Below are 25085 nucleotides of genomic sequence, written 5' to 3'. Positions count from 1 at the left end.
CGCCACGGCAAGCGGTCCAGTGTGCTGGTGATCAGCCGCGCAGGGCCTGGACCGCGGCCTCCAGCCGCTTGCCGAAGTCGTCGTCCGCCCGGCGGAAGTTGCCGATCGCGCGTTCGGCGATGTCGTCCCCCGACACCTTGGCGATGAAGCCCGCCAGATTGCCGATCAGGCGCTCCTTCTCGTCGTCGGACATCAGCCGGTACAGGTTGCCCGCCTGCACGAAGTCGTCGTCCTCGGCGTGCACCGGTGCCGGGTGGTCGCCCGTGCCGCCCGCGACCGCCGTGGACTGCCACAGCGGCCGGTCGGTCTGGAACGGGCCGCCGAAGCTGTTCGGCTCGTAGTTCTTCGCGCCCTTGTGGCGGCCGTCGTAGAGGAAGCCGTCCCGCGCGTGGGTGCGCGCCTCGGTGGCGTGCGGGCGGTTCACCGGCAGGTGGCCGGCGTTGATGCCGACGCGGTAGCGGTGGGCGTCGCCGTAGGCGAAGAGGCGGCCCTGGAGCATCTTGTCCGGGGACGGGCCGATGCCGGGCACGAAGTGCGCGGGGCTGAAGATCGACTGCTCGACCTCGGCGAAGATGTTCTCCGGGTTGCGGTTGAGCTCCAGCTTGCCGATGGTGATCGGCGGGTAGTCCGCGTGCGGCCACACCTTGGTCAGGTCGAACGGGTTGAAGCGGTACGTCGCCGCGTCGGCCGCCGGCATGATCTGCACCTGCACGGTCCAGCTCGGGAACTCACCGCGCTCGATGGCCTCGCGCAGGTCGCGCTGGTGGGAGTCGGGGTCCTCACCGGCGATCCTGTTGGCCTCGTCCTGGGTGAGGTTCCTGATCCCCTGGTCGGTCTTGAAGTGGTACTTGACCCAGAAGACCTCGCCGGCCTCGTTGTTCCACTGGTAGGTGTGCGAGCCGTAGCCGTTCATGTGCCGGTAGGAGGCCGGGATGCCGCGGTCGCCGAACAGCCAGGTCACCTGGTGGGTGGACTCGGGCGACAGCCCCCAGAAGTCCCAGACGTTGTCCGCCTCCTGCGAGCCGGTGTACGGGTCGCGCTTCTGGGTGTGGATGAAGTCGGGGAACTTGATGGCGTCCTTGATGAAGAACACCGGGGTGTTGTTGCCGACGAGGTCGTAGTTGCCCTCCTCGGTGTAGAACTTCAGCGCGAAGCCGCGCGGGTCGCGGACCGCGTCCGCCGCGCCCAGGTTGCCGGCGACGGTCGAGAAGCGCAGGAAGGTCTCCGTCTGCTTGCCGACCTCGGACAGGAACGCGGCGCGCGTGTACCGCGTGACGTCGGCGGTGACCGTGAAGGTGCCGTACGCACCGGCGCCCCGCGCGTGCACCACGCGCTCCGGGATGCGCTCACGGTTGAAGTGGGCCAGCTTCTCCAGCAGCAGCTGGTCCTGGACGAGCACCGGGCCGCCGATGCCCGCGGTCTCGCTGTTCTGGTTGTCGGCAACCGGAGCACCGGCCTCCGTCGTGAGAGGTCCCTGCGTCACGTGCGCCTCCTGCGTCACTTGCCACTGATCCTGTTGCTTGGCCAAAGCCGAACCTGATCCTACAATGGACATTGTCTAAGTCAAATGGCGATCCAAAGTCACACCTGTTCGGGACCTGGTCCCCTTAGCTGTTAGGCTGGTGTCCATGAGTGACCTTCTGGAACGGCTGCGCGGACGCGGATGGCGGATGACCGCGCAGCGCCGTGTCGTGGCCGAGGTCCTGGACGGCGAGCACGTCCACCTGACCGCCGACGAGGTCCACGCCCGCGCCGTCACCCGGCTGCCGGAGATCTCCCGCGCGACGGTCTACAACACCCTCGGGGAACTCGTCTCGCTCGGCGAGGTGCTGGAGGTCGCCACCGACAAGCGGGCCAAGCGCTACGACCCGAACGCCCACCGGCCGCACCACCACCTGGTGTGCGCCCACTGCGGCGCGATCCGCGACGTCCACCCGAACGGGAACCCGCTCGCCGACCTCCCCGACTCGGAGCGCTTCGGCTTCACGGTCTCGGACGTCGAGGTCACCTACCGCGGCCTGTGCCCGGACTGCGCGCGCGCCTAGCCCGCCCCCACGAACACCTGACGAAGACCCTGCGAGCCCCGGCAGCGACATCCGCCGGGGCTTTGTGCTGCGTACCGGCTTCCTGAAACTGACGACCCGTCATATGGTCAACGGCGCCCACCAGTCCGTTCCGCACTCCGCGAGGAGACGCCCGTGGGAGAGCCGTATCCGAAACTCCGAGCCACCGAACTGACCCGCACCTTCGGCCGAACCCCCCACACGGTCGACGCCCTCGGCCCCCTCGACCTCACCGTCGCCGCCGGCGAGTTCGTCTGCGTCGTCGGCCCCTCCGGCTGCGGCAAGTCCACCCTGCTGCGCATCGCCGCGGGCCTGCTGCGCCCCAGCACGGGCACGCTGGAGATCCGCACGACGAGCCCGCACCCGGTCGCCATGATCTTCCAGGACTACGGCATCTACGACTGGAAGACCGTCCAGGCGAACGTGCGCTTCGGTCTGGACGTGCAGCGCGTGCCGCGCCGCGAGGCGAACGCCCGCGCCGCCGACTGGCTGGCCCGGCTGGGCCTCGCGGACTTCGCACACGCCCACCCGGCGACGCTCTCGGGCGGCATGCGCCAGCGCGTGGCGATCGCCCGCGCCCTGGCGGTGGAACCCGAACTGCTGCTGATGGACGAGCCGTTCGCCGCGCTGGACGCCCAGCTGCGCACCATACTCCAGGACGAACTGCTGGAGATCACCCAGGCGCTGCGCACCACCACCGTGTTCATCACGCACAGCCTGGAGGAGGCGATCGTCCTCGGCGACCGGGTCCTGGTGATGTCCGCGCGCCCCGGCCGGATCATCGCCGAGCGGCGCCCGCCGTTCCCGCGCCCGCGCACCGGCGACATCCGCTCGGCGCCTGCGTTCACGGCCCTCAAGGGCGAGCTGTGGGACCTGCTGCGCAAGGAGGCGGTGCCGGCATGAAGACCGTGCTGCCCGACCGGGAGGCCGTCCTGGTCCGCCGCCCCGGCGTCCGCGAACTGCACCCGGCCGGCGCCCACCGCAGGCGCCGCGCCCTGGAACTGTCCCTCGCGGTGGCCGTGCCCCTGCTGCTCGTGCTGCTGTGGCAGCTGGCCGCGAGCCGGGCGTGGATCGACGACCGCGTCTATCCGGCACCCTCCGCGATCCTCGCCGACGGCTGGGACCGGGCGGCGGCCGGCGAGCTGTGGCCCGACGTGTGGTCGACGCTGCGCCGCGTCCTGGCCGGCTACGCCGTCGGCACCGCGACCGGCTATCTGCTCGGCCTCCTGATGGGTTCGCTCCCCCTGGTCCGGGCGGCCCTGGAACCGCTCCTGGACGCCCTGTACGTCGTGCCGAAGCTGGCCCTGCTCCCCGTCTTCCTGAACATGTTCGGCCTCGGCGAGGGCCCGCAGGTGGCCCTGGTGGCGGCCACCGTCTTCTTCTTCGTCTGGATCTCCACGATGTCGGCGGTGATCGCCGTCCCGGCCGGCCACCGGGACGCGGGACGCGTCTTCGGCGCCTCGCCGTGGCAGATGTTCCGCCATGTGCTGCTCCCCGCCTCCCTGCCGTCGGTCCTGGTCGGCGCGCGGATCGCGGCGGGCGTCGCGGTCCTGGTGATCGTCGCCTCGGAGCAGATCGCCGCGTCCGACGGCCTGGGGCATCTGATCTTCGACTCGCGCGCGCTGTTCCAGAACGACGTGATGTTCGTGGGAATCGTCTGTGTGGCCGTGCTCGGGGTGCTCTTCTCCGAACTGGTCCGGATCGCGGGCAGGCTGCTCACACCGTGGGCGCCGCGGGACCGGGGACGGGGGCAGTCATGAGGGGACGCTTCGGCCCCGGGCGCAGGACGGTGCTCGCCGCGGTCGTCACCCTGCTGGCGATGGCCGGCTGCTCGTCGGCGCACTCCGGGGACGCCGGGGCGCGGTCCGGACCTCAGCACCGTACGGTCCGGCCGGTCGACGGCTGCGGCACGGCGTCCTGGACCGACCCTGCGGACCTGTCCCCCGGCCGGGCACCGGCCCGCTGCGCACCGCGCGCCCCGGCCGCTCGGCCACTGGCCGAGCGCCGGGAGATCACGATCGCCACCGGGACGCTGAGCGCGGAATATGTGGCCCCGCTGCGCGTCGCCCTCGACAAGGGCGAGTTCAAGGCGGAGGGGCTGGATGTCACGCTTCGTGTGCTGCCGACGCCGGATGCGCTACCGCTGCTGGCCAGGGGCGATATCGACGCCCTGTGGGCGGCACCGGAGGCGGCCGTGATGAACGGCGTCCGCGGCGGTTTCGCCATCAAGTGGGTCGCGGGCAACTTCTCGCCCGACCCGGGCTCGAAGAGCGGCCTGTGGGTGAAGCTGGCGAGCGGCGAGAGCGCGAACCGGGTCCGGATGGCGGGCCGCACCATGGGCACCATGATCGGCAAGGGCTCGGTGATCGCGTACCCGATGCAGCGGGCCCTGGCCCGGCACGGCGGCGGCCTCGACGAGATCCGCTACCAGCAACTGGGCTCGGCTGACGTGCTCACGGCCCTGCAGGGCGGCGGCGTGGACTCGGCCTGGCTCCTCGACCCGGTCTGGCGCCGCATGGACGGCGAGCGGGGCTATGCCTTCCTGGGCGGCCAGCCGCTCGGGGAACCCCTGGGCGGCATGCTGTACGGCCGCACGCTGCTCCACGACGACGTGGACGCCGGGGTGGCCCTGCTGCGGGCCTACATCCGCACGGTCGACACCTACTTCGCCGGCGACTACAAGAAGGACGCGGGTTTCGTCGCCTATCTGGCGAAGCTCCTGAAGACGGATGCGGCGGTCCTGAAGTCGACGCCGTCGCTCCGCATGGACTGGGAGATCAGATCCGGCACCGTCACCCGCCTCCAGGCCGCCTACCGGGCCCAGGGCGTCACCGAGGGCGCGGCCCTGCCGGAGTCGGAGACCGTGGACCGCTCGCTGTACGCGGAGGCGGTGGGCCACGCCCCCTGACCGGCCCTCCCGGCCCGGGGCTGCCCGGAAACACGCCGAGGGCCGGAATCCATTGCCTGGATTCCGGCCCTCGGTCTCAGTAGCGGGGACAGGATTTGAACCTGCGACCTCTGGGTTATGAGCCCAGCGAGCTACCGAGCTGCTCCACCCCGCGTCGATGAACGAAACATTACGTGACCCCCACCCCCAGAGGCAAATCCCCAACCCCAGGGGCACGGGGAGCTGGGCGCCCAGCCGCCCCACGGGACCAACACCAACCCCCTAAGGCACAGCCAACCAAGGGGCGCGAGGAACTGCGCGCTCAACCCCCACCCACCCGCAGCCGCAGCCGCACAGGGCCAACACCAACCCCCTAAGGCACACCCAACCAAGGGGCGCGGGGAACTGCGCGACCAGCCCCCACCCACCCGCACAGACAAACCACACCGCACCCCCACGGCGGCGAGGCCCCCGGCCAAAGCTACGCAGTAAGCTCGTCGCGGAGCGCATCACTCAGCCGCTCCGCGCGTTCGCTGACCTCCGCAGGCCCCAGCGTCACCGCACGGTCGGCCCACCGCTGCCCCTCCGCCAGCTCCCCGCGGCGGGCGTAGACGAGGGCCAGCCGCAGGGCCGCACGGCCGTGCCCCGCATCCGCGGCCCGCGTCCACCACACCGCGGCCTCCGGCTCGCTCCCCTCGCGGGCCAGCAGCAGCCCCAGGTTGAACGCCCCGTTCCGGGACCCGGCCTCGGCCGCCGCCCGGTACCACCGCGCCGCCTCGACGACATCGCCCCGCGCCGCGGCCATCATCCCGACCCGCACCTGCGCGCGCCGGTGCCCCTGGCCGGCCGCCCGCTCGTACCACTCCTCGCACTCGGTCTTCTCGTGCACCGTCTCCCCCAGCTCGTGCGCGGGCCGCGGGGGCCGCCGCGCGTCGAGCAGGGTGGCCAGCCGGTACGCCGCCTCCGCGCTGCCGGCCCCGGCCGCGCACCGCAGGTGCCGCTCCGCCTGCTGTTCGTCCCCTTCCCGCAGCCGGGCGATCCCGACCTGCAGTGCCGCCTCCGTGTGCCCGGCCGCCGCCGCCCGCTCGTAGCAGCGCAGCGCCACCCGCTCCTCGCCCCGCCCGGCGTACAGGATCCCCAGGTTGAACGCCGCGTCCACGCTGCCCGCCTCGGCCGCCTTGGAGAACCACGGCTCCGCCCCGGCCGGGTCGCCGCTCTGCAGCAGCAGGATCGCCAGCGCGTTGGCCGCCTCCCGGTGTCCGGCGTACGCGGCCCGCCGGTACCACTGCTCGGCCTGCCCGGTCCGCCCCTGCTCGGCGCAGAGCAGCCCCAGGTTGTACGCGCCGTTGTCGTCGCCGGCGTCCAGCGCCGCCCGGTACCACCGCTCGGCGGTCTGCGGCTGGCCGCGCTCGGCGTACAGCGCGCCCAGCGCGTTCGCCGCGTTGCCGTCGCCGTCCTGCGCGGCCCGCAGCCACCACACGGCCGCACTCTCGGTGTCCCCGGCGTCCCGCAGCAGGAATCCGAGCGCGCAGGCGGCCCGCGCCTCGCCGTCCTTGGCGGAGGTCAGGTACCAGCGCCCGGCCTCCTTCAGTTCGCCCCGCTTCTCCAGGATGGCCCCGAGCTGGAGCGCGGCCCGGCGGTGCCCGCGCGCGGCGGCCTGCCGGTACCACTGCTCGGCCCCGTCCGGGCCGGAAGCCCCGGCACCGTTGTCAGCGTCGGCGCCCGCGGCGCGGTCCAGCATCCGCGCCAGCCGGTACGCCGCCTCGCGGTGCCCGCGCTCGGCGGCGGCCCGCAGCCATCGCTCGGCGCCGTCCACGCCGCGGTGTTCCAGCAGATCGGCGAGCGCGTAGGCGCCCAGCGCATGGCCCTGTTCGGCGGACTGGCGCAGCCAGTACTCGGCCGCGGGTTCGTCGCCGCGTTCGCGGTGGTGGCGGCCGAGCGCGTGCGCGGCGGCGGGCGATCCGGCGACGGCGGCGATCCGCCACCATCCGGCGGCCTCGTCGGGGTATCCGCGCTGGTGCAGCAGGACCCCGAGGTTGTTGGCGGCGGCTCGGTCACCCGCGGCGGTGGCGGCACGCAACTGGGGTTCGGCGCCGTCGAGGTCACCGCGGCGCAGCAGCATGGCTCCGAGGACGCTCATCGCCTCGACGTCACCCGCCTCCGCGGCGAGCCGGCGGCGCGCCTCCTCGACGGCCTCGACGGCCTCGCCGGCCTCGTCACGGTCGGTGGGCTGCACAAGGTCGGCGGGGTGCACAAGGTCAGCAGCCTGCCCAAAGTCGGCAGGCTGCGCAAAACGCCCTGTCTCCAACAGACTTGCCTTGTCCCCCATAACGTCCATCGTCGCACCACCCGCAACCCGGGTACACCCGGTATACCGCAGCCCATGAGGTCACTTCAGCGTTTTGTCGACATGCCCACAGAGAGACAAGTCAAACACACATCCCCCAAGTCCCCACGAGGGCGCGGCGACCGCGCACATCGGCACATGCGTTCGTCGCGCGTACGCACACGTCGAAGGCCCGGATCCTTGAGGATCCGGGCCTTCGACTTCAGTAGCGGGGACAGGATTTGAACCTGCGACCTCTGGGTTATGAGCCCAGCGAGCTACCGAGCTGCTCCACCCCGCGCCGTGTTCAGCAACCGTACCACGGCACGGGGTGGTCTTGATCAACCGCTGCTCTGGCCATCACCCGGACTGGGGCTGCCGCTCGGGCTCGGACTGCCGCCGCCCTTGCCGTCGCCGTTCTTGCCGCCGCTCGCGCTGTTGGCCTTGGCCTGCGCATCCTCGGCCTGCTTCAGCGCGTCCTGGAGGTCCTTCTGCGCCTTGCCGTAGGCCGCCCAGTCGTTGTTCTTCAGCGCCTCCTGGCCGGCGTCGAAGGCCTTCTGCGCGTCCTTCAGCGCCTGCTGGACGGTGGGATCACCGGACGCCGGCGGCGGGTTCTCGGTGCCGGTACCGGCGCCGTTGTCGGTGTCCGACGGCGGAGGAGTCGAGGCCTTCGCCCCGAACACCACGTCCAGAGCATCGTCGAGGGTGTCCTCGAAGGCGGTTCTGCCCTCGTAGGTCACCAGTACCTTCCGCAGCAGCGGGTACTTGAGTCCACCACCGCGTACGTAGACCGGCTCCACGTACATCAGGCCGCCGTCGAGCGGCACGGTCAGCAGGTTGCCGTACTCGACCTGGGAACTGCCGCCCTCAAGCAGCTTGATCGCCGAGGCGATCTCCTGTTCCGAGTTGAACTGGCTCTGCACCTGTTTGGGCCCGTCGACCGTCGTGCTCGTCGGCAGTTTCAGAATTCTGATCTTGCCGTAGTCGCTGGTGCCCGCCTCGGCGTCGACCGACATGAACGCACTGAGGTTGTCCCGGCCGTTGGGCGTGAAGGTCGTCGACAACGAGAACGACTGCGCCGTCTGGTCGGGCATCCGCATGCTCAGGTAGTACGGCGGCACCGCGTTGCCCGACTTGTTGGTCGGGTCGTCCGGCACCTGCCACACCTCGCTGCCGGTCAGGAACGTCTGCGCGTCCGTCACGTGGTAGCGGGTGAGCAGTTCCCGCTGCACCTTGAACAGGTCCTGCGGGTAGCGCAGATGCGCCATCAGGTCGCCCGAGATGTCCGACTTGGGGTGAACTGTTCCGGGGAACGCCTTCATCCAGGTCTTCAGGACCGGGTCCTTCGTGTCCCACTCGTAGAGCTTGACCTCGCCGGTGTACGCGTCGACGGTCGCCTTCACCGAGTTGCGGATGTAGTTGACCTGGTTCTGCTGGGCGACCACCGCGCGCGAGTTGTTGGTCGCGGTCAGCGAGTCGGCCGTCGTGTCACCGAGGGTCGTGCGCGAGGAGTACGGGTAGCCGTTCGTCGTCGTGTAGGCGTCGACGACCCACTGGATACGGCCCTTGACCACCGCCGGGTAGGCGTCGCCGTCGATCGTCAGCCAGGGGGCCACCGCCTCGACGCGCTCCTTGGGCGTGCGGTTGTACAGGATCCGCGAACCGTCGCCGATCGCGCCGGAGTAGAGGATCTGTGGCTCGTTGAACGCCACCGCGTACGCGGCACGGTTGATCGGATTGGCGAGGCTGACCCCACTCTTGCCCCGGTAGCTGGTGGTCTTCTCGCCGTTGTCGTCGGAGTAGTCGATCTCCTTCTGGGGACCGCCGACGATCGAGTACGTGGTGGTCTTCTCGCCGTAGTAGATCCGCTGCTCGTAGGTGCCGAGATCGCCCTTGGACGGCAGGTTGTACTCGGTGAACACCGGGCGCCCCTCGGAGTCCGCCTCGGTGCCCTTGCCGGCGACCGCTCCGTACCCGTGGGTGTAACGGAAGTGGTCGTTGATCCAGTTGTTCTTCGGAATGCCGTCCAGGTTCAGCTCGCGCAGACCGATGACGGTGTCCTGGTCCTTGCCGTCCTTGGAGTACCGGTCGACATCCAGGTTGGTCGGGAACGCGTAGTAGTTCCGCATCTGCTGGAGCTGCTGGAACGTCGGCGAGACGATGTTCGGGTCCATGATGCGGATGCTCGCGGCGGAGTTGACGTCGTCCCGCAGCTGCGTCTTGTCCGTGGTGGTGCTCTTGCCCTCGTACTCGGTGACCTTGGTGTCGTCGATGCCGTACGCCTGGCGGGTCGCCTTGAGGTTCTTCTGGACGTACGGGGCTTCCTTGGCCTGCTCGTTGGGCTGGACCTGGAACTTCTGGACGATCGCCGGGTACAGACCGCCGATGAGGATCGCCGACAGCACCATCAGGCCGAAGCCGATGACGGGCAACTGCCAGGTGCGCCGCCACAGCGTGGCGAAGAACAGCAGCGCGCAGATGACCGCGATGCAGAACAGGATCGTCTTCGCCGGCAGATAGGCGTTCGCGTCGACGTACCTGAGGCCCGTCCAGTTGCCGGTGGCCTTGAAGTCGCTGGACTTCACGGCCAGTCCGTAACGGTCGAGCCAGTACGCGACCGCCTTCAGGGCGACGAAGACGCCGATCAGCACCGACAGGTGCCCGGTGGCCGCCGCGGTGGCCCGCGCGCCCGGGCTGGTCACGCGCAGCCCGCCGTACAGGTAGTGGGTGAGCACGGCGGCGATCACGGACAGGATCGTGGCGGCGAAGCCGAAGCCCAGCAGGAAGCGGTACCAGGGCAGATCGAAGGCGTAGAAGGAGACGTCGAGGTGGAACTGCGGGTCCTTCTCGTGGAAGGGCACGCCGTTGACCCACATCAGCCAGGTGCGCCACTGGCTGGCCGCGGAGGCGCCGGCGATCAGACCGACCAGGGCGGTGATGCCGAGCAGCAGCCACCTCTTGAAGGGCGCGATGCCCATGCGGTAGCGGTCGAGGCTCTGCTGCTCCATGGACATGGCGCTGAGCGGGGGCCGCAGCCGGTGTGCGAGCCAGATGTTGAAGCCGACCGCGAGCGCCATCAGCAGTCCGAAGACGGCGAACAGCCCGATCTTGGTCCACAGGGTGGTCGTGAACACGGACGAGTAGTGCACCGACCGGTACCACAGCCAGTCCGTCCAGAAGCCCGCGAACATGGTGAACGCCATGCCGAGGACGGCAAGGACGCCCAGTGTCATGAGCAGGGTCCGGACGCGCCGGGACGGGCGGCCCGCTCTGATCCGTGGCCCCGTCGGGCCTCCGCCTCGGTCCGGCATCTGGAAAGCCAAGGTGCGTACCTCGAAGTTCGGTGTTGGTTCGCTGTCGTTGCGTCAGGCCCCCGGGTTCGTGGACCGTCCGGTGGGCCCGCTGTTCACGGGCCCACACCTATGCAACTTACTCACCGTTTACTCGGTTCCCGATTCCGGCCAGGAACGAGGCAGGATTGTGACCATGTCCAACACTCCCATGGCAGCGAACCCGCTCACCCGGGCCGTGCTAGAGATCGACGAGTACGCCTCCGGCCTCGGCTGGGACCAGCCCGCTCGCCTCTTCGCCCTCGTCGACACCGCGCGGCTGCGGGCCGAGGAACCCGCGCTCGCGGCCCAGCTCGGCCTGCCGGACGAGCCGGGGCCCGCCGGCCTCACCCCGATCGAGCAGGACGAGATCCCCGCGAGCAGGCCGCTCGACGAATTCCTCGGCACCATCGCCTGGCCGGACGCCGTGGCCGGCTGTGCGCTCACGGTGGAGCGTCTGATGCTGCCGCCGTCCGCCGAGGCACAGGTGCCGCAGGGGCTGGACGGGGCGAAGCTGACCAAGTGGGTGGCGGACCATCCCGAGCGTCAGGAGGTCCGGATGACGGTCGCGGTGCTGCGCGACGGCGCCCGGGAGTCGGCACTGCGGCTGCGTGAGAAGGACACGCCGACCGAAGTGCTCACCGGCCCCGATCTGGTACGGGGACTGGCGGACGCCCTGACGGCCACCTTCGAAGACTGACCCTCCCCACACGTCCGCTCCCTGCCCGCGGGCCGCTCGTCGGCTCGCCGGACAGGTCCACCACGACGGCGCCTGCTGCCTCCCGCGGTCCTGCGCAAGCTGACGACCTTACGGACTCCCGCACACCGGCGGCCGCCGCGGACGCACCCACCGAGCCCCGGCTCGGCCGAACCCGACAGACCGCACCCGACGCGCTCCCCGCTCGGCCCAAGCCCCTCGCGGGTCACCGGCCCGCCCGGTCCCTGTACGCCTCGCGGCCGGGCCTCAGGGGACCGGACGGTGGGGCTCCATGGGTGCCTCGGCCGCTCGCCGCGCCGCGGTCGCAACCCGACCCGCGGGGCCTTCCCCGGCTCCGGAAGGAGCGGGCGGCGACGGCGCCCCGGGTCCCCTGCGCGTGGGGCAGTCCTGCGGTCTCCTGCCCGGTCGGGCGCGTCCGCCGCTGTTCCGCCGGAGGCCTCCGCGGCGGAGGTCGGTCAGCTCTTGGTCGTGCACTTCGGCAGGGCGGCCGTGTCTCCGCTGCGGATGTCGTCGAGGGCGCCCAGGGCGTCCTTGATGGTCTTGACCTTGACGAGGGTCAGCCCGCTCGGGGTGTCCTTGGCCGCGGCGGCGCAGTTGTCGGCGGGCGTCAGGAAGTACTGGGCGCCCTTGTCGCGCGCGCCGACGGTCTTCATCTCGATGCCGCCGATCGGCCCGACCTTGCCGTTGTCGTCGATCGTGCCGGTACCGGCGACGAACTTGCCGCCGGTGAGACTGCCCGGGGTGAGCTTGTCGTAGATGCCGAGCGCGAACATCAGACCGGCGCTGGGCCCGCCGACGTCGGCGAGCTTGATGTCGATGGAGAACGGGAAGGTGTGGTCGGTGCCGGCGGAGATCCCCACGATGGCCCGCTTGGCCCCGCTGTCCTCGGACGTCGCCGTGGTGATCGTCACGTCCTGGGTGAGGGTCGGCGTCCGGTTCTCCTTCTCCGCGGCGGCCTGCTCCTTGGCCGGGATGATCCTGAAGACGACGTCCTGGCCGGGCTTGTGCTTGGTCACCAGCTCGGCGACGTCGGAGGGCTGCTTCACGGGCGTGCCGTCGACGGCCTTGATGACGTCACCGGCGTGCAGCCGTCCCTCGGCCGGTGAGTCCTTGACGACGGTGGAGACGATCACCCAGGACTTCACCGGGATGTCCAGTTCCTTCAGGGCGGCGACCTTGGCGCTCTCCTGGGACTGGCTGAACTCCTCGGCGTTCTCCTGGGTGGACTGCTCCTCGGTCTTGCCGTCCGGGTAGAGCGTGTCGTGCGGCACGACCTTGTCGTCGTGCGCGAGCCACCCGTAGACGGCCTCGACCAGGTTCATCTTGTAGTCGGCGCTGGTGACCCGGACGGTGGTCATGTTGAGGTGTCCGGTCGTCGGGAACGTTTTGTGACCGGAGATATGCAGCACCGGCTCGCCGTCGTGCTCCCCGAGGGTGTTCACCGTCGGCCCCGGGGACATCTCCGAGTACGGGACGGGCAGCAGTACACCCGCGCACAGGAATGCGATCAGCATCAGGGTGGAGGCGAGCATCGTCGCGGTGCGGCGTGGCATGGTTCGACACTACGGGACGAGTCTGTCGGAGCACCGTCAGGGCGCCCCCGACCGGATCGTCACCGGCCGGAGTGCGGCTTCTCCATCGCCGCGCAGAACCGGGCGTAGCCGTCCAGCTCGGGGCCGTCGCCGCGGACCTTCCTCGTCCGGTTGGCCCAACTGCCCCACAGACTTGCGCCTATCGCGGCGATAAGCGGAATCAGCAACCAGGCGAGCGCCGCCATGCCGACCTCCCAACCCCATGAGCGTCCGCAACTGACTGATCAGCAGATTAACCGTTCGCACTGACAACGCTCAGGCCAGGGGTGCGGTTACGCAACCGGAACGGCGGTCGGGCGCACGCCGCCCTGCGGGGTTACGCCCCCACCCACTCCTCGGTGCCGTCGGAGAAGGTCTGGTGCTTCCAGATGGGCACCTCGTGCTTCAGGTCGTCGATCAGCTTCCGGCAGGCCTCGAAGGCCTCCGCCCGGTGCGGGCAGGCGACCGCGACCACGACGGCGAGATCCCCGACGCCGAGATCCCCGACCCGGTGAACGGCGGCCAGCGCCCGCACCGGGTACTGCGCGACGACCTTCTCGGCGATCCGGCGCATCTCGGCCTCGGCGCTGGGGTGGCACGAGTACCCGAGCCGGTCGACGTCCGCGCCCCCGTCGTGGTTGCGCACGGTTCCGGCGAACAGCGCGATGCCGCCCGCCGCGGCGTCGCCCACGGCCTGGAACACCTCGTCCACCGAGAGCGCGGTCCGGCGGACGCCGATCAGCTTGATGGGGTCCTGAGCCGCCTGCTCGCCGGGGTGATCGTTGCTGGGTGCCATGCAGCCATGGTGCCGCACCGCACGGAGATCCGGGAACAGGCCTGGGCCTCCTGCGGGCCCCTCCCGGGCCGCCGCCAGGGGGCCGGGACCGTGTCAGATCCGCCGCCGCGCCTTCCGCGCCCGCCGTACCACGGCCGCCGCGCCCAGCAGGGCGACCGTCGCCCCCGCGGCCCCCGCCGCGGTCGCGTCCTTGCGGCCGAGCCGCCGTCCGGCCACGGTGTGCCGCCCGGAGACCTCGTCCAGCAGCTCCGCCAGGACCTCCTCATTGGTCCACTGCGGCCGCCACCCGGCGTCGTGCAGCCTGCTCCCGCTGACCACCCAGGGGTACATCGTGTAGGCCAGGTCACCGGCGGGAGACGGGGTGAGCCCGATCCGGTGCAGCCGGGCCGCCGCCCCCAGGGCGACCGCCGACGGCAGTTCCATCCGCCGGATCCCGCTCAGCTCCTCGACCTCCTCCTGCTCCAGCCAGCCGTCGCAGCCCACGGCCAGTTCCCCGTCGACCTTCTCCAGGACGGCGTACTCCAGGGCGCCGCACAGGTCCTCGACGTGGCAGAACTGCCAGGCGGGCCGCGAGCCGGCCACCACGAGCAGCCGCGGCGACTCGAAGTACCTGATCAGCGCGGTATCGGTGCCGCCGACCAGGACGGCGGGCCGCACTACGGTGACATTGAGGCCGGGATGCGCCCGCGGCGCACGCCGGGCCAGCCGCTCGATCTCCAGCAGATCGCCCACCCCGGTCGCCTCGGCGGTCGCCCGCAGCTCCGCGTCCTCCGACAGGGGCAGTTCGTTGTCCGGCAGCGCCCCGTACACCATCGATGAGGTGCACAGCACGACCCGGTGCACGCCAGCCGCCGCCGCCGCGGTCAGCACGGTCTGCGTGCCGCGCACGTTGTACGCCGTCCGGGCCACCGCGTCGGTCTCCAGGTCCAGGTCGAGCGCGAGGTGGACGACCACGTCGGCGCCGCGCAGCCGCTCGGCGATGGCCGGATCCCGTACGTCGAGGATGTGCCACTGGGCCTCCGCGCAGTCGCCGCGCCGCTCGTCGATCGCGATGACCCGCTTGACCTCCTCGGACGCGGCGAGCCGCGAGGTCAGCAGCGCGCCGACCCCGGTCGCGGCGCCCGTGACCGCGACGACGGGCCCGCGCACGGCGGGAGGGGTTGCGTGGTTTCGCGCTGCGCGAACCTGCGGATCTGGGGAACTCACCAGGCGTCTCCAGCGGTTGTCTTCAGTACATACGCGTCGGAGGCGTACGAACCAGGTGGCATCCATCCTGCCGCAGGCCGAGAGTCGGCGAAGCACCGAGGCCCGATCGCGTCTTGGTGTCTACGCTGGGTGGTGTTGTCGGGCAGCCGCGCCGCCGGAGAGAACCGGCGGCCTAACCAGCCGAGGAACCCCGTGAGTGACACCCCATTCGGATTCGGCCTTCCGCCGGAGGAGCCGGAGAACGGCGACGAGGGCAAGAAGAAGGACCAGGAGAGCGGTGGTGGGCAGGGACCGGCCAACCCGTTCGGTTTCGGGCTGTCCGGAGCCGGAGGCTTTGGCGGCCCCGGCGCCGACAATCCGCTCGCTGCCATGTTCGGTTCGCTGAACCCCACCGACCTGGGCGCCGCCTTCCAGCAGCTGGGCCAGATGCTCTCCTACGAGGGCGGCCCGGTGAACTGGGACATGGCCAAGCAGATCGCCCGCCAGACGGTCTCCCAGGGCACCCCGGACGGCGTCAAGGACGCGAGCGTCGGCCCCGCCGAGCGTTCCGCGGTCCAGGAGGCCGTGCGCCTGGCCGACCTGTGGCTGGACGACGCGACGTCCCTGCCGTCCGGAGCGGGCTCCGCGGTGGCGTGGAGCCGCGCGGAGTGGGTCGAGGCCACCCTTCCGGCCTGGAAGGAACTGGTCGACCCGGTCGCCGAGCGGGTCGGCGCGGCCATGGGCGACGTCCTGCCGGAGGAGATGCAGGCCATGGCGGGCCCGCTGATCGGCATGATGCGCTCGATGGGCGGCGCCATGTTCGGCACGCAGATCGGGCAGGCCGTCGGCGTGCTCGCGGGCGAGGTGGTCGGTTCCACCGACATCGGTCTGCCGCTCGGTCCGGCCGGCAAGGCCGCGCTGCTGCCGTTGAACGTCGAGGCGTTCGGCAAGGACCTGGGCGTTCCCAGGGACGAGGTCCGGCTCTACCTCGCCCTGCGTGAGGCGGCCCACCAGCGCCTGTTCGCGCATGTGCCGTGGCTGCGCTCGCACCTGTTCGGCGCCGTCGACGGCTACGCGCGCGGGATCAAGGTCGACACGGCCAAGCTGGAGGATGTCGTCGGCCAGTTCGACCCGCAGAACCCGGAGCAGTTGCAGGACGCCCTCCAGCAGGGCATGTTCCAGCCGGAGGACACGCCCGAGCAGAAGGCCGCCCTGGCGCGTCTGGAGACGGCCCTCGCGCTCGTCGAGGGCTGGGTGGACGCGGTGGTCCACGCAGCCGCGAAGCCGCGTCTTTCGTCCGCCGACGCCCTGCGTGAGACGCTGCGCCGCCGCCGTGCCTCGGGCGGTCCCGCCGAGCAGACCTTCGCGACGCTGATCGGCCTGGAACTGCGGCCCCGCCGGCTGCGCGACGCCTCGCGGCTGTGGGCCTCCCTCACGGACGCGCGCGGTGTCGACGGCCGGGACGCCCTGTGGGCCCACCCGGACATGCTGCCGACGGCCACCGACCTGGACGACCCGGACGGCTTTGTGCACCGCGAGCAGCTGGACTTCTCCGAGCTGGACAAGATGCTCGGCGAGGCGGCCGGCGGCACCGGAGAGAAGCCGAACCTGAAGAAGGGCGACGCGCGCGGCGACGCCGAGGGCGACCCCTCCGAGGACGACGGCACCGAGTGAGCCTGTACGACGACGCGGTCCTCGTCCTGAAGGGGTACGAGGGCCAGGAAGAGCTGCGCCAGGCGTATCTGGACCATCTCGCCGCGCATCCGGACGGCATGGGGAAGGGCTGCGAGGCCGGGCACCTCACGGCGAGCGCCCTGATCGTCGACCCGGCACGGGGGCGGGTGCTGCTCACCCTGCACAAGAAGCTGCGCATGTGGTTGCAGACGGGCGGCCACTGCGAACCGCAGGATGCGTCCATGCGGGCCGCGGCCATGCGCGAGGCCACGGAGGAGTCGGGCGTGGCGGGGCTGACGCTGCTCCCGGGCGGCCCGGTGCGCCTGGACCGCCATCGGATCCCGGCCCCGTGCCACTGGCACTTCGACGTGCAGTACGCGGTCCTGGCACCTCCCGGAGCGGTGCAGGAGATCAGCGACGAGTCACTGGACCTGCGCTGGTTCGCCTACGACGAGGTGCCGCGGGTGGCGGACGGGTCGGTGGTACGGCTGCTGGAGGCGACGCGTGCCAGGCTCTGAGACCTGACGTCGTCGAGGCGTGCACCGGGGCGAGTGGCGGGTGAGGGCGACCGCCCGAGGGTGGTCGCCGCCCCGTGCGCCGTGCTCGCCGCGGCTCAGCTCCAGACGTTGCCCTGGTTCTGGCCCCGCGCGCCGTGCTGCCCCATGCCGTACTGCGCGGCGATGCCCTGGCCGATCGCGGCGTTCTGCGGCGGCAGCAGTTCGCTCGGCTGGACGAGCGCGTAACCGGTGCCCATGAAGCTCAGCTCCCAGCCCTCGCCGGTGTTGCCGCGGCGCCGCCACACGCCGGAGGAGTGCGTCTGCGCCTGCATCTGGACGCGCAGGCCCGTGGACCAGGCGACGATCGCGTCGGCGTCGCAGTTGACGTACCGGTCGGGGGTGACCTGCATCATCAGCGGCATGCCCGAGGTCATCAGGGCGACCTTGCCGTGTCCGCTGATGTTGAGCTGGTACTTCCCGGACCCCGAGATGCCGTACTGGCTGTCCACGGCGATGACCTCGTGGTGCAGCGAGGAGTCCAGGGCGAGCACATAGCCGCTGTCGACGGTCAGGCCCTCCTGCTCGACGTCCACCACATGGACGTACTGGGCGAGGTTGGCGAAGTAGACCGTGCCCTGCCCGTGGCAGCGCATCAGGTCCAGGCCCTCCCCCGTGTACGCACGCGTGCGTGCCTGGCCGCCGCTCTGGTACTCGGCGTCGAACTCGACGAGCCCCTGGTAGGCGACCATGGTGCCCTTGCGGGCGAGGATGTCGTCGTGTCCCCCGAGGGTGACGCGGAGCATCTGCTTGTTCTGCAGGCTCCAGCGCTCCTGGGTCTGCTGGTCGTTGTGGGCGAAAAGCGGGCTCTGCATGGTGACTCTGACTCCCCCTCAGCCCCGCACCCGGAGGCGGTCGGTGCTGTCCTCGCTGGGCTGGACGACGACGATGCCCTGACCGGAGAAGGCCATCTGGTAGGCCTCGCCGCTGCCGCGGCCGATCAGCGACTGCGCCTTGAAGCTGCGCTTGCCCTTCACCTTGAGGTTCGGGGACCACGCGACGAGCGCGTCCGGGTCGACGTACGTCTCGTCCTCGCCGCCGCCGCAGTCGACGACGATCGGCTTGCCCCGCGAGGTCAGGGCGACCCAGCCCTGCCCGGAGATCCTGGTGTTCCACAGGCCCTGTCCGGCGAACTTCGCGAGCCCCTTGACCCGCTCCACGCCCCAGGTCAGCTGGGCGTCGAAGGCGAGCAGATTGGTGGCGTTGACGGAGATGCCGTCGCCGTTGAGGTTGATCACGACGACGTTCGCACCGTAGTCGGCGAGGTAGAGCAGGCCGTCGCCGGAGCACTTCATCAGGGGGGCGCCCTCACCGGTGACCCAGTCGCGGGCGATCTGGCGGACGGCCGGCGGGTTGGGCTCGTACTGGACGAAGCCTTCGTAGGCGACCATGGACCCCACGCGCGCGAGGAGGTCGTTCCCGGTCTGCATGGCGACCTTCAGCATGTGGTCGCCGTGGTTCTCCATGCGGGCGGTGACCGGTGCGGGGGCGTAGCCCGTGAGCGGCTGGTTCATGACGGGCTCCCTCAGACCTCGTACGGCTGGACGACGATGAAGTTGCCGGGTGCGCCCCGGAACTGCAGGTTGACGCTCTCGCCGGTGTCGCCCGGGTAGGCGTTGCGGCGCATGCGGACCTGGCTGGAGACGATCACCTGGGAGGCGGCCGACCAGGCGACGACCGCGTTGCAGTCGGCGAACGTGGTGGGTGTGACGGGCAGGACGACGGGCGTGCCGTGCGTCTTGACGACGACGGTTCCGGTGCCCTGGAACTGCATCGTGAACAGGGCGCCGCCGGGAATGCCGTGTCCCTCGATGCGGCGGACCTCGTACTGAAGGCTCTCGTCGAAGGCGAGGACGTTCTCGGAGGAGACGCAGATCGCGTCGCCCTGGAGTTCCACGGGGTGCAGCTGCGTGGCCTCCTCCGCGAGGAACACCTGGCCCTGGCCGGTGCAGCGCATCAGCTGCATCTCCTGGCCGGTGGCGTTACCCACGATCCGGCCCATCACGCCCGCGCCCTTGTAGCTGAAGTCGACCTTGCCCTGGTAGAGCACCATGCTGCCCTGCCGGGCCAGCACGGGCTGGCCGCCGATGCCGAGGTCGACCCGGATGAGCTTGCTGTTCTGCTGGGTCCAGCGCTGCCCGGTGGGCGTCTCCTTGAACTGCTGCAGCGCCGCGGTCACGCCGGCGCCGCCCTGGGGCGCACCCTGCGGCACGCCGTAGCCGGCGGGCGGCTGGCCGGGGGGCTGGCCGAGCGGCGGCTGCTGGCCGTAGCCGGGGGGCGGGACCGGCTGTCCGTAGCCGGGGGGCGGGACCGGCTGTCCGTAGCCGGGGGGCGGTGCCGGGGCCTGGGGTGCCGGGGGCTGGCCGTAGCCGGGAGGCAGCGGGGCACTCGGGGCGCCGGGCTGACCGCCGTACGGCTGCGGCTGGGGGTAGGGCGCGGGGGCCGGGGGCGGGGGCGGCACCGTGCCGCCGGGGGGCGTGCCCAGGGGGGCGATGACGGTAGGCGCGGCGTGCACGTTGGGCGCCGGGGCCGGGGCGGGGGGCGCGGGCGGTGTGGCGCCGGGCGGGGGCGTGAAGCCCTGCGGGGCGGGAGCCGGCGCGGGGGCGGGAGGAGCGGGGGCAGGGGCTGGTGCGGACGCGGGTGCCGGGGCGGGCGGGGCGAACGCGGGCGGCGCGGCCGCCTGGGCCGGCGGGGCGAAGCCCGGAGCGGCGGCGGACTGCGGCTGCTGCGCGGGGGCCTCGGGCGCCTCCTCCGCCACCTCGCCGCCGAAGTTCTTCAGCAGCGCTTCGAGGCCGCCGTCGAAGCCCTGGCCGACCGCCGCGAAGCGCCAGACGTCCTTCAGATAGAAGTCGCCCAGCATCACGGCCCGTTCGGTGGAGAACTCCGCGCCGGTGAACGAGTACCGGGCCACCTCCTCGCCGCCCGCGACGATGCGGAGGTAGCCGGGCTGTATCTGGGACATCTGCCCGGCGCCGTCGATGGTCGCCGTGAACGACAGCTTCTGGATCCGCGGCGGGATCCGGTCCAGCGTGACCCGGAAGGACTCCGTGTCGCCGGCCTGTGCACCCAGCAACTGGATGGACTCCTCGGGGGACTTCGGCTGGTTGAAGAAGACGAAGTACCGGTCGTCCGAGAGACGTTCGTCGGCGTCGAGCCCGAAGCAGCTGATGTCGAAGGTCAGCCCCGGTCCCGAGATCTGCACGCCTACGTACAGGTCCGTGCCCGCGGTGAGGTCACTGATCCTGGCCTTGTGGCCCCGTTGGAATTCCCTGGCCATGCGTAACGACCGTCCCCCATCCCGAATATGAGTGCGTCGCGTCAGGCTAGCGGCAAACCCCGACATCGGACGAAGCCGGTACAGACCCGGTACACAACCGTCCTCCGCGGCGCGGGAGGCTGCGCCCGGGGAAGGGATCACTCCTCGTGCGGGTCCGGCGCATGGGGCAGCCGCTCCGCGGCGGCGACCCCTTCGAGGTAGCCGCGCGCCCGCTCGGTCCGCGGGTAGGGCTCCAGCAGCCGCCAGAACCGCGGCCCGTGTCCAGGCACCAGCAGATGTGCGAGTTCGTGGCAGAGCACGTAGTCGATCACGTACTCGGGCATGCCCTGCAGCCGGTGCGAGAGCCGGATGCTGCCCTCGGCGGGGGTGCACGAACCCCAGCGTGTGTTCTGGTTGGTGACCCAGCGCACGGAGGCGGGCCGGGCCCGGCCGTCGAAGTACTGCTCCGACAGCCGCCGGGCGCGCTCGGCCAGTTCCGCGTCGCCCAGCACCCGCTTGCTCTCCTGGGCGGCCAGTTTGTCGAGCATGACGGTCACCCAGCGCTGCTCCTCCGCCTCGGACATCCGAGCGGGGATCAGCACGACGGTGCGATCGCCCTCGCGGTACGCGGAGACCGTCCGGCGTCGCCGGGCGCTTCTGCGGACCTCGATCGCGCTCGTCCCCGAGCCGGTCGGCGGCTGGCTCGTCGTGCTGCGCTGTGGCTTTCCGGCGCGGTGCGATGGGTCGGCGGGCACGCCCCGACGTTACCCGCTGGGCCCTGGGGAAGTCCCGGGTCCTGAACGGTTCAGTGCCGTTCCCCCACCATGCGTTTGATTTGTACGACGAATATCCACTGCCTGTGGACAACTTCCGGCGCCGGTTCGCCGGGCGGGGCATGCTGGCACTCGTCGGCGGAGCGTGACCGATTCCGTCGACTATCACCGATATGCCGTGAATTGCTTCTGTTTCCCGCGAGTCACGGAGGATTACGGTGAAGTACGGGGAATGGCAGCGAATGACGGGGGACAGCTATGCATCCGATGACGAAGCCCGCGTTCCGGCGCGGCTGGCGCGACCTCAACACCGTGCAGTTCGGCATGACACCGGCGCACGCGCTGACGCTCGGCCCGATCGACACGGCGACGGGCAGCTTCCTGGAACTGCTCAACGGCACCCGGGGACTGCCTCTCCTGCGCGACGAGGGGCACCGGATGGACCTGCCGGACGGCCATGTCGACGCCGTGATCCGCGGGCTGGCCGGGGCCGGACTGCTCGACGACGCGCGCGGCGGCGGCCCCGCGGGCGCCGCCCTGCGCGAGCACAAGAAGACCCTCGACCGGCTGCGCCCCGATCTGGCCTCGCTGTCCCTGACCACCTCCGCGCCGGGCGAGGCGATCGACCGGCTGGCGGCCCGCCGCGCCCTGCGCGTGCAGGTCAGGGGCGCGGGCCGGGTCGGCGCCGTACTGGCCTCACTGCTGTCGGGCGCCGGAGTCGGCGAGGTCGACGTACGCGACGGCGGCCAGGTCGAGCCATGGGACGTCGCCCCGGGCGGGCTGCCCGCCGAGTCGGTCGGCGAGCGCAGGGACGAGGCCGCGCGGCAGGCCGTGCACCGGGCGGCACCGGACCGCCCGCGCCGCCGCGCCCGCGCCTGGCCGCCCCCGGCCGACGAGCCCGGCCACTGCCTGGTGATCCTCGCGCCACGGGACGATGTCGCCGTGCACGCCCCCGATCCGGGCGCCGTCGACCCCCTCCTGGCATCCGGGACACCTCATCTGCACTGCGGCGTCGTGGAAGCAACCGCGGTCGTCGGGCCCCTCGTACTGCCGGGTGAGACGGGCTGCGCCGGCTGTCTGCACCGGGACCGGGCGGACCGGGACCCGGTCTGGCCCCGCCTGGTCGCACAGTGGCGCTCCGGGCGGGCCCGCCCGGTGAGCCCCTGTGACCTGACGCTGGCGGCCACGGCCGCCGGGCTGGCCGCCGCGCACGCACTCGCCTTCCTCGACGGGGGTTCGCCGTCGAGCACGGGTGCGCGCTGGGAGGCCGCGCTGCCGGGCCTGCGGTGGCAGGCACGACCAGTCCCGCCCCATCCCGCGTGCCCGTGCGGGGCCGCGGGCAGAGGTAAGGAGAAACACACCTCCACGGACGGGCGGCCGCACGAGACAATGGGTGTGCAACGGCCGTCGACGCAACGACGACGCACCACGGACGCTTCGCGGCCGGCTGGGACTTGGAGGGCGCATGTCTGATCTTCCCCGGAAGGCGGTCACCCGGACCGCCAAGCTCGCCGCGCTCCCGCTCGGCTTCGCCGGCCGGGCGACCTGGGGCCTGGGCAAGCGGATCGTGGGCGAGTCCGCGGACATCGTCGGCCGCGAACTGCAACAGCGCACGGCCGAGCAGTTGTTCAAGGTCCTCGGCGAGCTGAAGGGCGGTGCGATGAAGTTCGGGCAGGCCCTGTCGGTCTTCGAGTCGGCGCTGCCCGAGGAGGTCGCGGGCCCCTACCGCGCGGCCCTGACCAGGCTCCAGGAGGCGGCGCCCCCGATGCCCACCCGCACCGTGCACTCGGTGCTGGAGGAACGGCTCGGGACGGACTGGCGGGAGCTGTTCCTGGAGTTCGAGGACAAGCCGGCCGCGGCGGCGTCGATCGGCCAGGTGCACCGGGCGGTGTGGCACGACGGCCGCGAGGTGGCGGTCAAGGTGCAGTACCCGGGGGCCGGCGAGGCACTGCTTTCCGATCTGGGGCAATTGAGCCGTTTCGCCCGTTTGTTGGGGCCGCTCATCCCCGGCATGGACGTCAAACCGCTGATCGCCGAGCTGCGGGACCGGGTCTCCGAGGAACTGGACTACGGCCTGGAGGCCCAGGCCCAGCAGGAGCACGCCGAGGAGTTCGCGGACGACCCCGACGTGCTGGTGCCTGCCGTGGTGCACCAGTGCGAGCAGGTACTGGTCACCGAGTGGATCGACGGGATCCCGCTCTCGGAGGTGATCACCGGCGGCACGCAGGAACAGCGCGACCGGGCCGGCCAGCTCCTGGCCCGCTTCCTGTTCTCGGGTCCGGCCCGCACCGGCCTCCTGCACGCCGATCCGCACCCGGGCAACTTCCGGCTGCTGCCCGGCGAGCCGGAGGGCGAGGGCGACTGGCGCCTCGGCGTCCTGGACTTCGGCACCGTCGACCGCCTCCCCGGCGGCCTGCCGTCACCGATCGGCGACGCCCTGCGGATGACTCTGGACGGCGAGGCCGTCGCGGTCTACGAGATGCTTCGCGCCGAGGGCTTCGTCAAGGACTCCATAGAACTGGACCCCGACGCCGTTCTCGACTACCTCCTGCCGATCATCGAGCCGGCCCGGGTGGACGAGTTCACCTTCACCCGCTCCTGGATGCGCAGCCAGGCCGCCCGTATCGCCGACCCCCGCTCCCCCGCCTACCAGCTGGGCAAGCAGCTCAACCTGCCCCCGGCCTACCTGCTGATCCACCGGGTGACCCTGAGCACCATAGGCGTCCTGTGCCAACTGGGCGCGACGGTGCGGCTGCGGGAGGAACTGGAGTGGCTTCCGGGATTCCTCCCCGAGGAGGAGGACCTGACCGCGCAGAAACCGGCGGCGCAGGCGTGAGCCGCCTCACCACCAGGCCGAGTCCAGCCGCCCCTCGATCGCCCTGAGATTCTCCCTGGAGCAGCCGTCGCAGAAGTACTGACGGACACCGTTCTCCACGGAACAGGCCCAGGTCGCGGGCCGGAGGACCGCGGAGGGGGTGCGGCAGCGGGCGCACACGAGGGGGCGTGGCGCGGTGGGGCCGTCGTGGTCACCGTCTGCGGAAGGAATCGTCACTCGGCGACGATAACTCCGCGGCCCGGGTTCGGCCCGACAACGCACCGCGGGGGCCGATCCGTTCGGACGGACCGGCCCCCGCGGGAAGGTTTCGCCCCCGAGGCCGGGGGCCACCGCTTCCGGTGATCGGCTACTGCATGAGGGCCATGGCGAGCGCACGGCGGGCACGCCTCGACGCGCGCTCGGCCCGGCGCTGCATCCGGCGGGCGGTCGCCAGGCGTACCGCCTCGCGCTCCCTTTCGGCCTCCTGCAGCCGGTCGTGCATATGCGCACGAGCCAGGGCTTCTGGGATGAGTTGCATCTCTCGGGTCCTGTTCTGACGCGAGTCGATCGCGCCGGTGGTGGTGAAGTCTGGGGTCGCGGAGCCTGCGGGCTCGCTGGTGGACGGCTTCATCGGGGCCTGCTTCTTGGGGTCGTGCGTGAGGGGGCGGTCGATGGTTCCTGGGATGTTCATGCTGTGACCGGGTTCTTGCGCGGGCGGCCACGCGGCCGCTTCCGGGCGACGACAACCCCCTGGACGAACAGCTCGCCACCCCAGACGCCCCAGGGCTCACGCCGTTCCTTGGCGCCGGCGAGGCAGGCCTCGACCAGCGGGCAGGTCCGGCAGAGGGACTTGGCGTACTCGACGTCCGCCGGCGACTCCGCGAAGAAGACCTCCGGGTCGTAGGAACGGCAGGGGACGGGCACGCCGAGGTTCTCGATGGCGTCGTCGAGCGCGGTGAGCGGGGTGAGCGGGGTCAAGGTGGAGTCCTCCGTGGGGACGGGCGGGGGGATCGTGTCGGAAGGCGGTACGGACGGGGCGTGCGCTTCGAGTTGCACGGTTCGTCTTCCTCGTCTGGTCGGTCCGGTCTGTTGACCGGGTGTCGGCTTGGTACCGGGTTCTTTTCTTGTCCCGAGGCCC

At 71.4% G+C, this 25085-nt stretch carries 23 protein-coding genes and 2 tRNA genes; 9 read left to right on the top strand and 16 right to left on the bottom strand.

From position 1 onward, the window contains the following. Window positions 1–31: 31 nt before the first annotated feature. A complete protein-coding gene (locus ACIRFL_RS06860) occupies window positions 32–1501 on the bottom strand; it encodes a catalase (RefSeq protein ID WP_404024726.1) in 1470 nt (489 codons plus the stop codon). Between the two features lie 127 nt (window positions 1502–1628). On the opposite strand from ACIRFL_RS06860, the gene ACIRFL_RS06855 reads away from it, so the two are divergent. The 4 genes from ACIRFL_RS06855 (at window position 1629) to ACIRFL_RS06840 (ending at window position 4971) form a co-directional block, all read left to right on the top strand. Continuing rightward, window positions 1629–2045 carry a Fur family transcriptional regulator gene (locus tag ACIRFL_RS06855; RefSeq protein WP_404024723.1) on the top strand — a complete coding sequence of 139 codons (417 nt, stop codon included), beginning with the start codon at window positions 1629–1631 and terminating at the stop codon, window positions 2043–2045. Window positions 2046–2198: 153 nt separating this feature from the next. Next, window positions 2199–2966 carry an ABC transporter ATP-binding protein gene (locus ACIRFL_RS06850; protein WP_404024721.1) on the top strand — a complete coding sequence of 256 codons (768 nt, stop codon included), beginning with the start codon at window positions 2199–2201 and terminating at the stop codon, window positions 2964–2966. Beyond that, entirely contained in the window at window positions 2963–3823 is an 861-nt protein-coding gene (locus ACIRFL_RS06845) for an ABC transporter permease (RefSeq protein WP_404024718.1), read from the top strand. Before ACIRFL_RS06850 ends, ACIRFL_RS06845 begins: the two co-directional genes overlap by 4 nt. Then, a complete protein-coding gene (locus ACIRFL_RS06840) occupies window positions 3820–4971 on the top strand; it encodes an ABC transporter substrate-binding protein (RefSeq protein ID WP_404024717.1) in 1152 nt (383 codons plus the stop codon). The genes ACIRFL_RS06845 and ACIRFL_RS06840 overlap by 4 nt, the downstream gene beginning before the upstream one ends. 80 nt (window positions 4972–5051) lie before the next feature. On the opposite strand, the gene ACIRFL_RS06835 is transcribed toward ACIRFL_RS06840, so the two are convergent. The 4 genes from ACIRFL_RS06835 to ACIRFL_RS06820 form a co-directional block, all read right to left on the bottom strand. Then, window positions 5052–5125 (bottom strand) — tRNA-Met (locus ACIRFL_RS06835). 306 nt (window positions 5126–5431) lie between these two features. After that, window positions 5432–7288 (bottom strand): tetratricopeptide repeat protein, encoded by a 1857-nt coding sequence (locus tag ACIRFL_RS06830; RefSeq protein ID WP_404024715.1) that lies wholly within the window; start codon window positions 7286–7288, stop codon window positions 5432–5434. 215 nt (window positions 7289–7503) lie between these two features. Next, a tRNA-Met gene (locus ACIRFL_RS06825) sits at window positions 7504–7577 on the bottom strand. Window positions 7578–7617: 40 nt separating this feature from the next. Next, window positions 7618–10587 (bottom strand): UPF0182 family protein, encoded by a 2970-nt coding sequence (locus tag ACIRFL_RS06820; protein ID WP_404024712.1) that lies wholly within the window; start codon window positions 10585–10587, stop codon window positions 7618–7620. A 175-nt stretch (window positions 10588–10762) separates the two neighbouring features. Here ACIRFL_RS06820 and ACIRFL_RS06815 point away from each other — a divergent pair, with 175 nt between their 5' ends. Then, window positions 10763–11305 (top strand): PPA1309 family protein, encoded by a 543-nt coding sequence (locus ACIRFL_RS06815; RefSeq protein ID WP_404024709.1) that lies wholly within the window; start codon window positions 10763–10765, stop codon window positions 11303–11305. Window positions 11306–11778: 473 nt separating this feature from the next. Here the strand turns inward: ACIRFL_RS06815 and ACIRFL_RS06810 are convergent, their stop codons facing one another. From ACIRFL_RS06810 to ACIRFL_RS06795, 4 genes are all read right to left on the bottom strand, one after another. Further along, on the bottom strand, window positions 11779–12876 hold the full coding sequence (locus ACIRFL_RS06810; RefSeq protein WP_404024707.1) for a PDZ domain-containing protein: 1098 nt from the start codon (window positions 12874–12876) through the stop codon (window positions 11779–11781). Between the two features lie 59 nt (window positions 12877–12935). Then, the gene (locus tag ACIRFL_RS06805; RefSeq protein ID WP_404024704.1) at window positions 12936–13100 is read right to left on the bottom strand and encodes a hypothetical protein; all 165 of its coding nucleotides are present in this window, start codon (window positions 13098–13100) and stop codon (window positions 12936–12938) included. A 131-nt stretch (window positions 13101–13231) separates the two neighbouring features. Next, complete coding sequence (locus ACIRFL_RS06800) at window positions 13232–13690, bottom strand: molybdenum cofactor biosynthesis protein MoaE (RefSeq protein WP_404024702.1); 459 nt, start codon at window positions 13688–13690, stop codon at window positions 13232–13234. A gap of 93 nt (window positions 13691–13783) precedes the next feature. Continuing rightward, the gene (locus ACIRFL_RS06795; RefSeq protein WP_404024699.1) at window positions 13784–14896 is read right to left on the bottom strand and encodes an SDR family oxidoreductase; all 1113 of its coding nucleotides are present in this window, start codon (window positions 14894–14896) and stop codon (window positions 13784–13786) included. Window positions 14897–15088: 192 nt separating this feature from the next. Between ACIRFL_RS06795 and ACIRFL_RS06790 the strand changes: the two genes are divergently transcribed. Together ACIRFL_RS06790 and ACIRFL_RS06785 are read left to right on the top strand one after the other, a co-directional pair. Continuing rightward, window positions 15089–16549 (top strand): zinc-dependent metalloprotease, encoded by a 1461-nt coding sequence (locus ACIRFL_RS06790; RefSeq protein WP_404024696.1) that lies wholly within the window; start codon window positions 15089–15091, stop codon window positions 16547–16549. Then, complete coding sequence (locus ACIRFL_RS06785; protein ID WP_404024693.1) at window positions 16546–17067, top strand: NUDIX hydrolase; 522 nt, start codon at window positions 16546–16548, stop codon at window positions 17065–17067. The genes ACIRFL_RS06790 and ACIRFL_RS06785 overlap by 4 nt, the downstream gene beginning before the upstream one ends. A gap of 95 nt (window positions 17068–17162) precedes the next feature. On the opposite strand, the gene ACIRFL_RS06780 is transcribed toward ACIRFL_RS06785, so the two are convergent. The 4 genes from ACIRFL_RS06780 to ACIRFL_RS06765 all read right to left on the bottom strand — a co-directional run bounded on the left by ACIRFL_RS06780 (window position 17163) and on the right by ACIRFL_RS06765 (window position 21114). Beyond that, the gene (locus ACIRFL_RS06780) at window positions 17163–17918 is read right to left on the bottom strand and encodes an AIM24 family protein (protein ID WP_404024690.1); all 756 of its coding nucleotides are present in this window, start codon (window positions 17916–17918) and stop codon (window positions 17163–17165) included. An 18-nt stretch (window positions 17919–17936) separates the two neighbouring features. Next, window positions 17937–18617: an AIM24 family protein gene (locus ACIRFL_RS06775; protein WP_404024688.1), complete on the bottom strand. Its 681-nt coding sequence runs from the start codon at window positions 18615–18617 to the stop codon at window positions 17937–17939. 11 nt (window positions 18618–18628) lie between these two features. Further along, on the bottom strand, window positions 18629–20380 hold the full coding sequence (locus ACIRFL_RS06770) for a TerD family protein (RefSeq protein WP_404024685.1): 1752 nt from the start codon (window positions 20378–20380) through the stop codon (window positions 18629–18631). 137 nt (window positions 20381–20517) lie between these two features. Continuing rightward, window positions 20518–21114: a M48 family metallopeptidase gene (locus ACIRFL_RS06765; protein WP_404024683.1), complete on the bottom strand. Its 597-nt coding sequence runs from the start codon at window positions 21112–21114 to the stop codon at window positions 20518–20520. Between the two features lie 276 nt (window positions 21115–21390). On the opposite strand from ACIRFL_RS06765, the gene ACIRFL_RS06760 reads away from it, so the two are divergent. Together ACIRFL_RS06760 and ACIRFL_RS06755 are read left to right on the top strand one after the other, a co-directional pair. Continuing rightward, on the top strand, window positions 21391–22605 hold the full coding sequence (locus ACIRFL_RS06760) for a TOMM precursor leader peptide-binding protein (RefSeq protein WP_404024681.1): 1215 nt from the start codon (window positions 21391–21393) through the stop codon (window positions 22603–22605). Then, complete coding sequence (locus tag ACIRFL_RS06755) at window positions 22598–23968, top strand: ABC1 kinase family protein (protein ID WP_404024678.1); 1371 nt, start codon at window positions 22598–22600, stop codon at window positions 23966–23968. Before ACIRFL_RS06760 ends, ACIRFL_RS06755 begins: the two co-directional genes overlap by 8 nt. A 6-nt stretch (window positions 23969–23974) precedes the next feature. On the opposite strand, the gene ACIRFL_RS06750 is transcribed toward ACIRFL_RS06755, so the two are convergent. The 3 genes from ACIRFL_RS06750 to ACIRFL_RS06740 form a co-directional block, all read right to left on the bottom strand. Further along, window positions 23975–24184 (bottom strand): hypothetical protein, encoded by a 210-nt coding sequence (locus ACIRFL_RS06750; RefSeq protein ID WP_404024676.1) that lies wholly within the window; start codon window positions 24182–24184, stop codon window positions 23975–23977. Window positions 24185–24314: 130 nt separating this feature from the next. Beyond that, window positions 24315–24638: a hypothetical protein gene (locus ACIRFL_RS06745; RefSeq protein ID WP_404024674.1), complete on the bottom strand. Its 324-nt coding sequence runs from the start codon at window positions 24636–24638 to the stop codon at window positions 24315–24317. Continuing rightward, on the bottom strand, window positions 24635–25003 hold the full coding sequence (locus tag ACIRFL_RS06740) for a WhiB family transcriptional regulator (protein ID WP_404024671.1): 369 nt from the start codon (window positions 25001–25003) through the stop codon (window positions 24635–24637). Before ACIRFL_RS06740 ends, ACIRFL_RS06745 begins: the two co-directional genes overlap by 4 nt. Between the last annotated feature and the right edge of the window lie 82 nt (window positions 25004–25085).

Source organism: Streptomyces sp. NPDC102462 (genome assembly GCF_044765425.1).
Lineage (GTDB): Bacteria > Actinomycetota > Actinomycetes > Streptomycetales > Streptomycetaceae > Streptomyces.
The sequence above is the reverse complement of the archived record's forward strand: the minus strand, read 5'-3'. Positions and strand labels throughout refer to the sequence as shown.

Bases quoted from the DNA above. Each gene is read 5' to 3' on its own strand.
- ACIRFL_RS06855 (WP_404024723.1), top strand. From the start codon at position 1,629: ATGAGTGACCTTCTGGAACGGCTGCGCGGACGCGGATGGCGGATGACC.
- ACIRFL_RS06845 (WP_404024718.1), top strand. From the start codon at position 2,963: ATGAAGACCGTGCTGCCCGACCGGGAGGCCGTCCTGGTCCGCCGCCCC.
- ACIRFL_RS06840 (WP_404024717.1), top strand. From the start codon at position 3,820: ATGAGGGGACGCTTCGGCCCCGGGCGCAGGACGGTGCTCGCCGCGGTC.
- ACIRFL_RS06830 (WP_404024715.1), bottom strand. From the start codon at position 7,288: ATGGACGTTATGGGGGACAAGGCAAGTCTGTTGGAGACAGGGCGTTTT.
- ACIRFL_RS06820 (WP_404024712.1), bottom strand. From the start codon at position 10,587: ATGCCGGACCGAGGCGGAGGCCCGACGGGGCCACGGATCAGAGCGGGC.
- ACIRFL_RS06815 (WP_404024709.1), top strand. From the start codon at position 10,763: ATGTCCAACACTCCCATGGCAGCGAACCCGCTCACCCGGGCCGTGCTA.
- ACIRFL_RS06810 (WP_404024707.1), bottom strand. From the start codon at position 12,876: ATGCCACGCCGCACCGCGACGATGCTCGCCTCCACCCTGATGCTGATC.
- ACIRFL_RS06805 (WP_404024704.1), bottom strand. From the start codon at position 13,100: ATGGCGGCGCTCGCCTGGTTGCTGATTCCGCTTATCGCCGCGATAGGC.
- ACIRFL_RS06800 (WP_404024702.1), bottom strand. From the start codon at position 13,690: ATGGCACCCAGCAACGATCACCCCGGCGAGCAGGCGGCTCAGGACCCC.
- ACIRFL_RS06780 (WP_404024690.1), bottom strand. From the start codon at position 17,918: ATGCAGAGCCCGCTTTTCGCCCACAACGACCAGCAGACCCAGGAGCGC.
- ACIRFL_RS06775 (WP_404024688.1), bottom strand. From the start codon at position 18,617: ATGAACCAGCCGCTCACGGGCTACGCCCCCGCACCGGTCACCGCCCGC.
- ACIRFL_RS06770 (WP_404024685.1), bottom strand. From the start codon at position 20,380: ATGGCCAGGGAATTCCAACGGGGCCACAAGGCCAGGATCAGTGACCTC.
- ACIRFL_RS06760 (WP_404024681.1), top strand. From the start codon at position 21,391: ATGCATCCGATGACGAAGCCCGCGTTCCGGCGCGGCTGGCGCGACCTC.
- ACIRFL_RS06755 (WP_404024678.1), top strand. From the start codon at position 22,598: ATGTCTGATCTTCCCCGGAAGGCGGTCACCCGGACCGCCAAGCTCGCC.
- ACIRFL_RS06745 (WP_404024674.1), bottom strand. From the start codon at position 24,638: ATGAACATCCCAGGAACCATCGACCGCCCCCTCACGCACGACCCCAAG.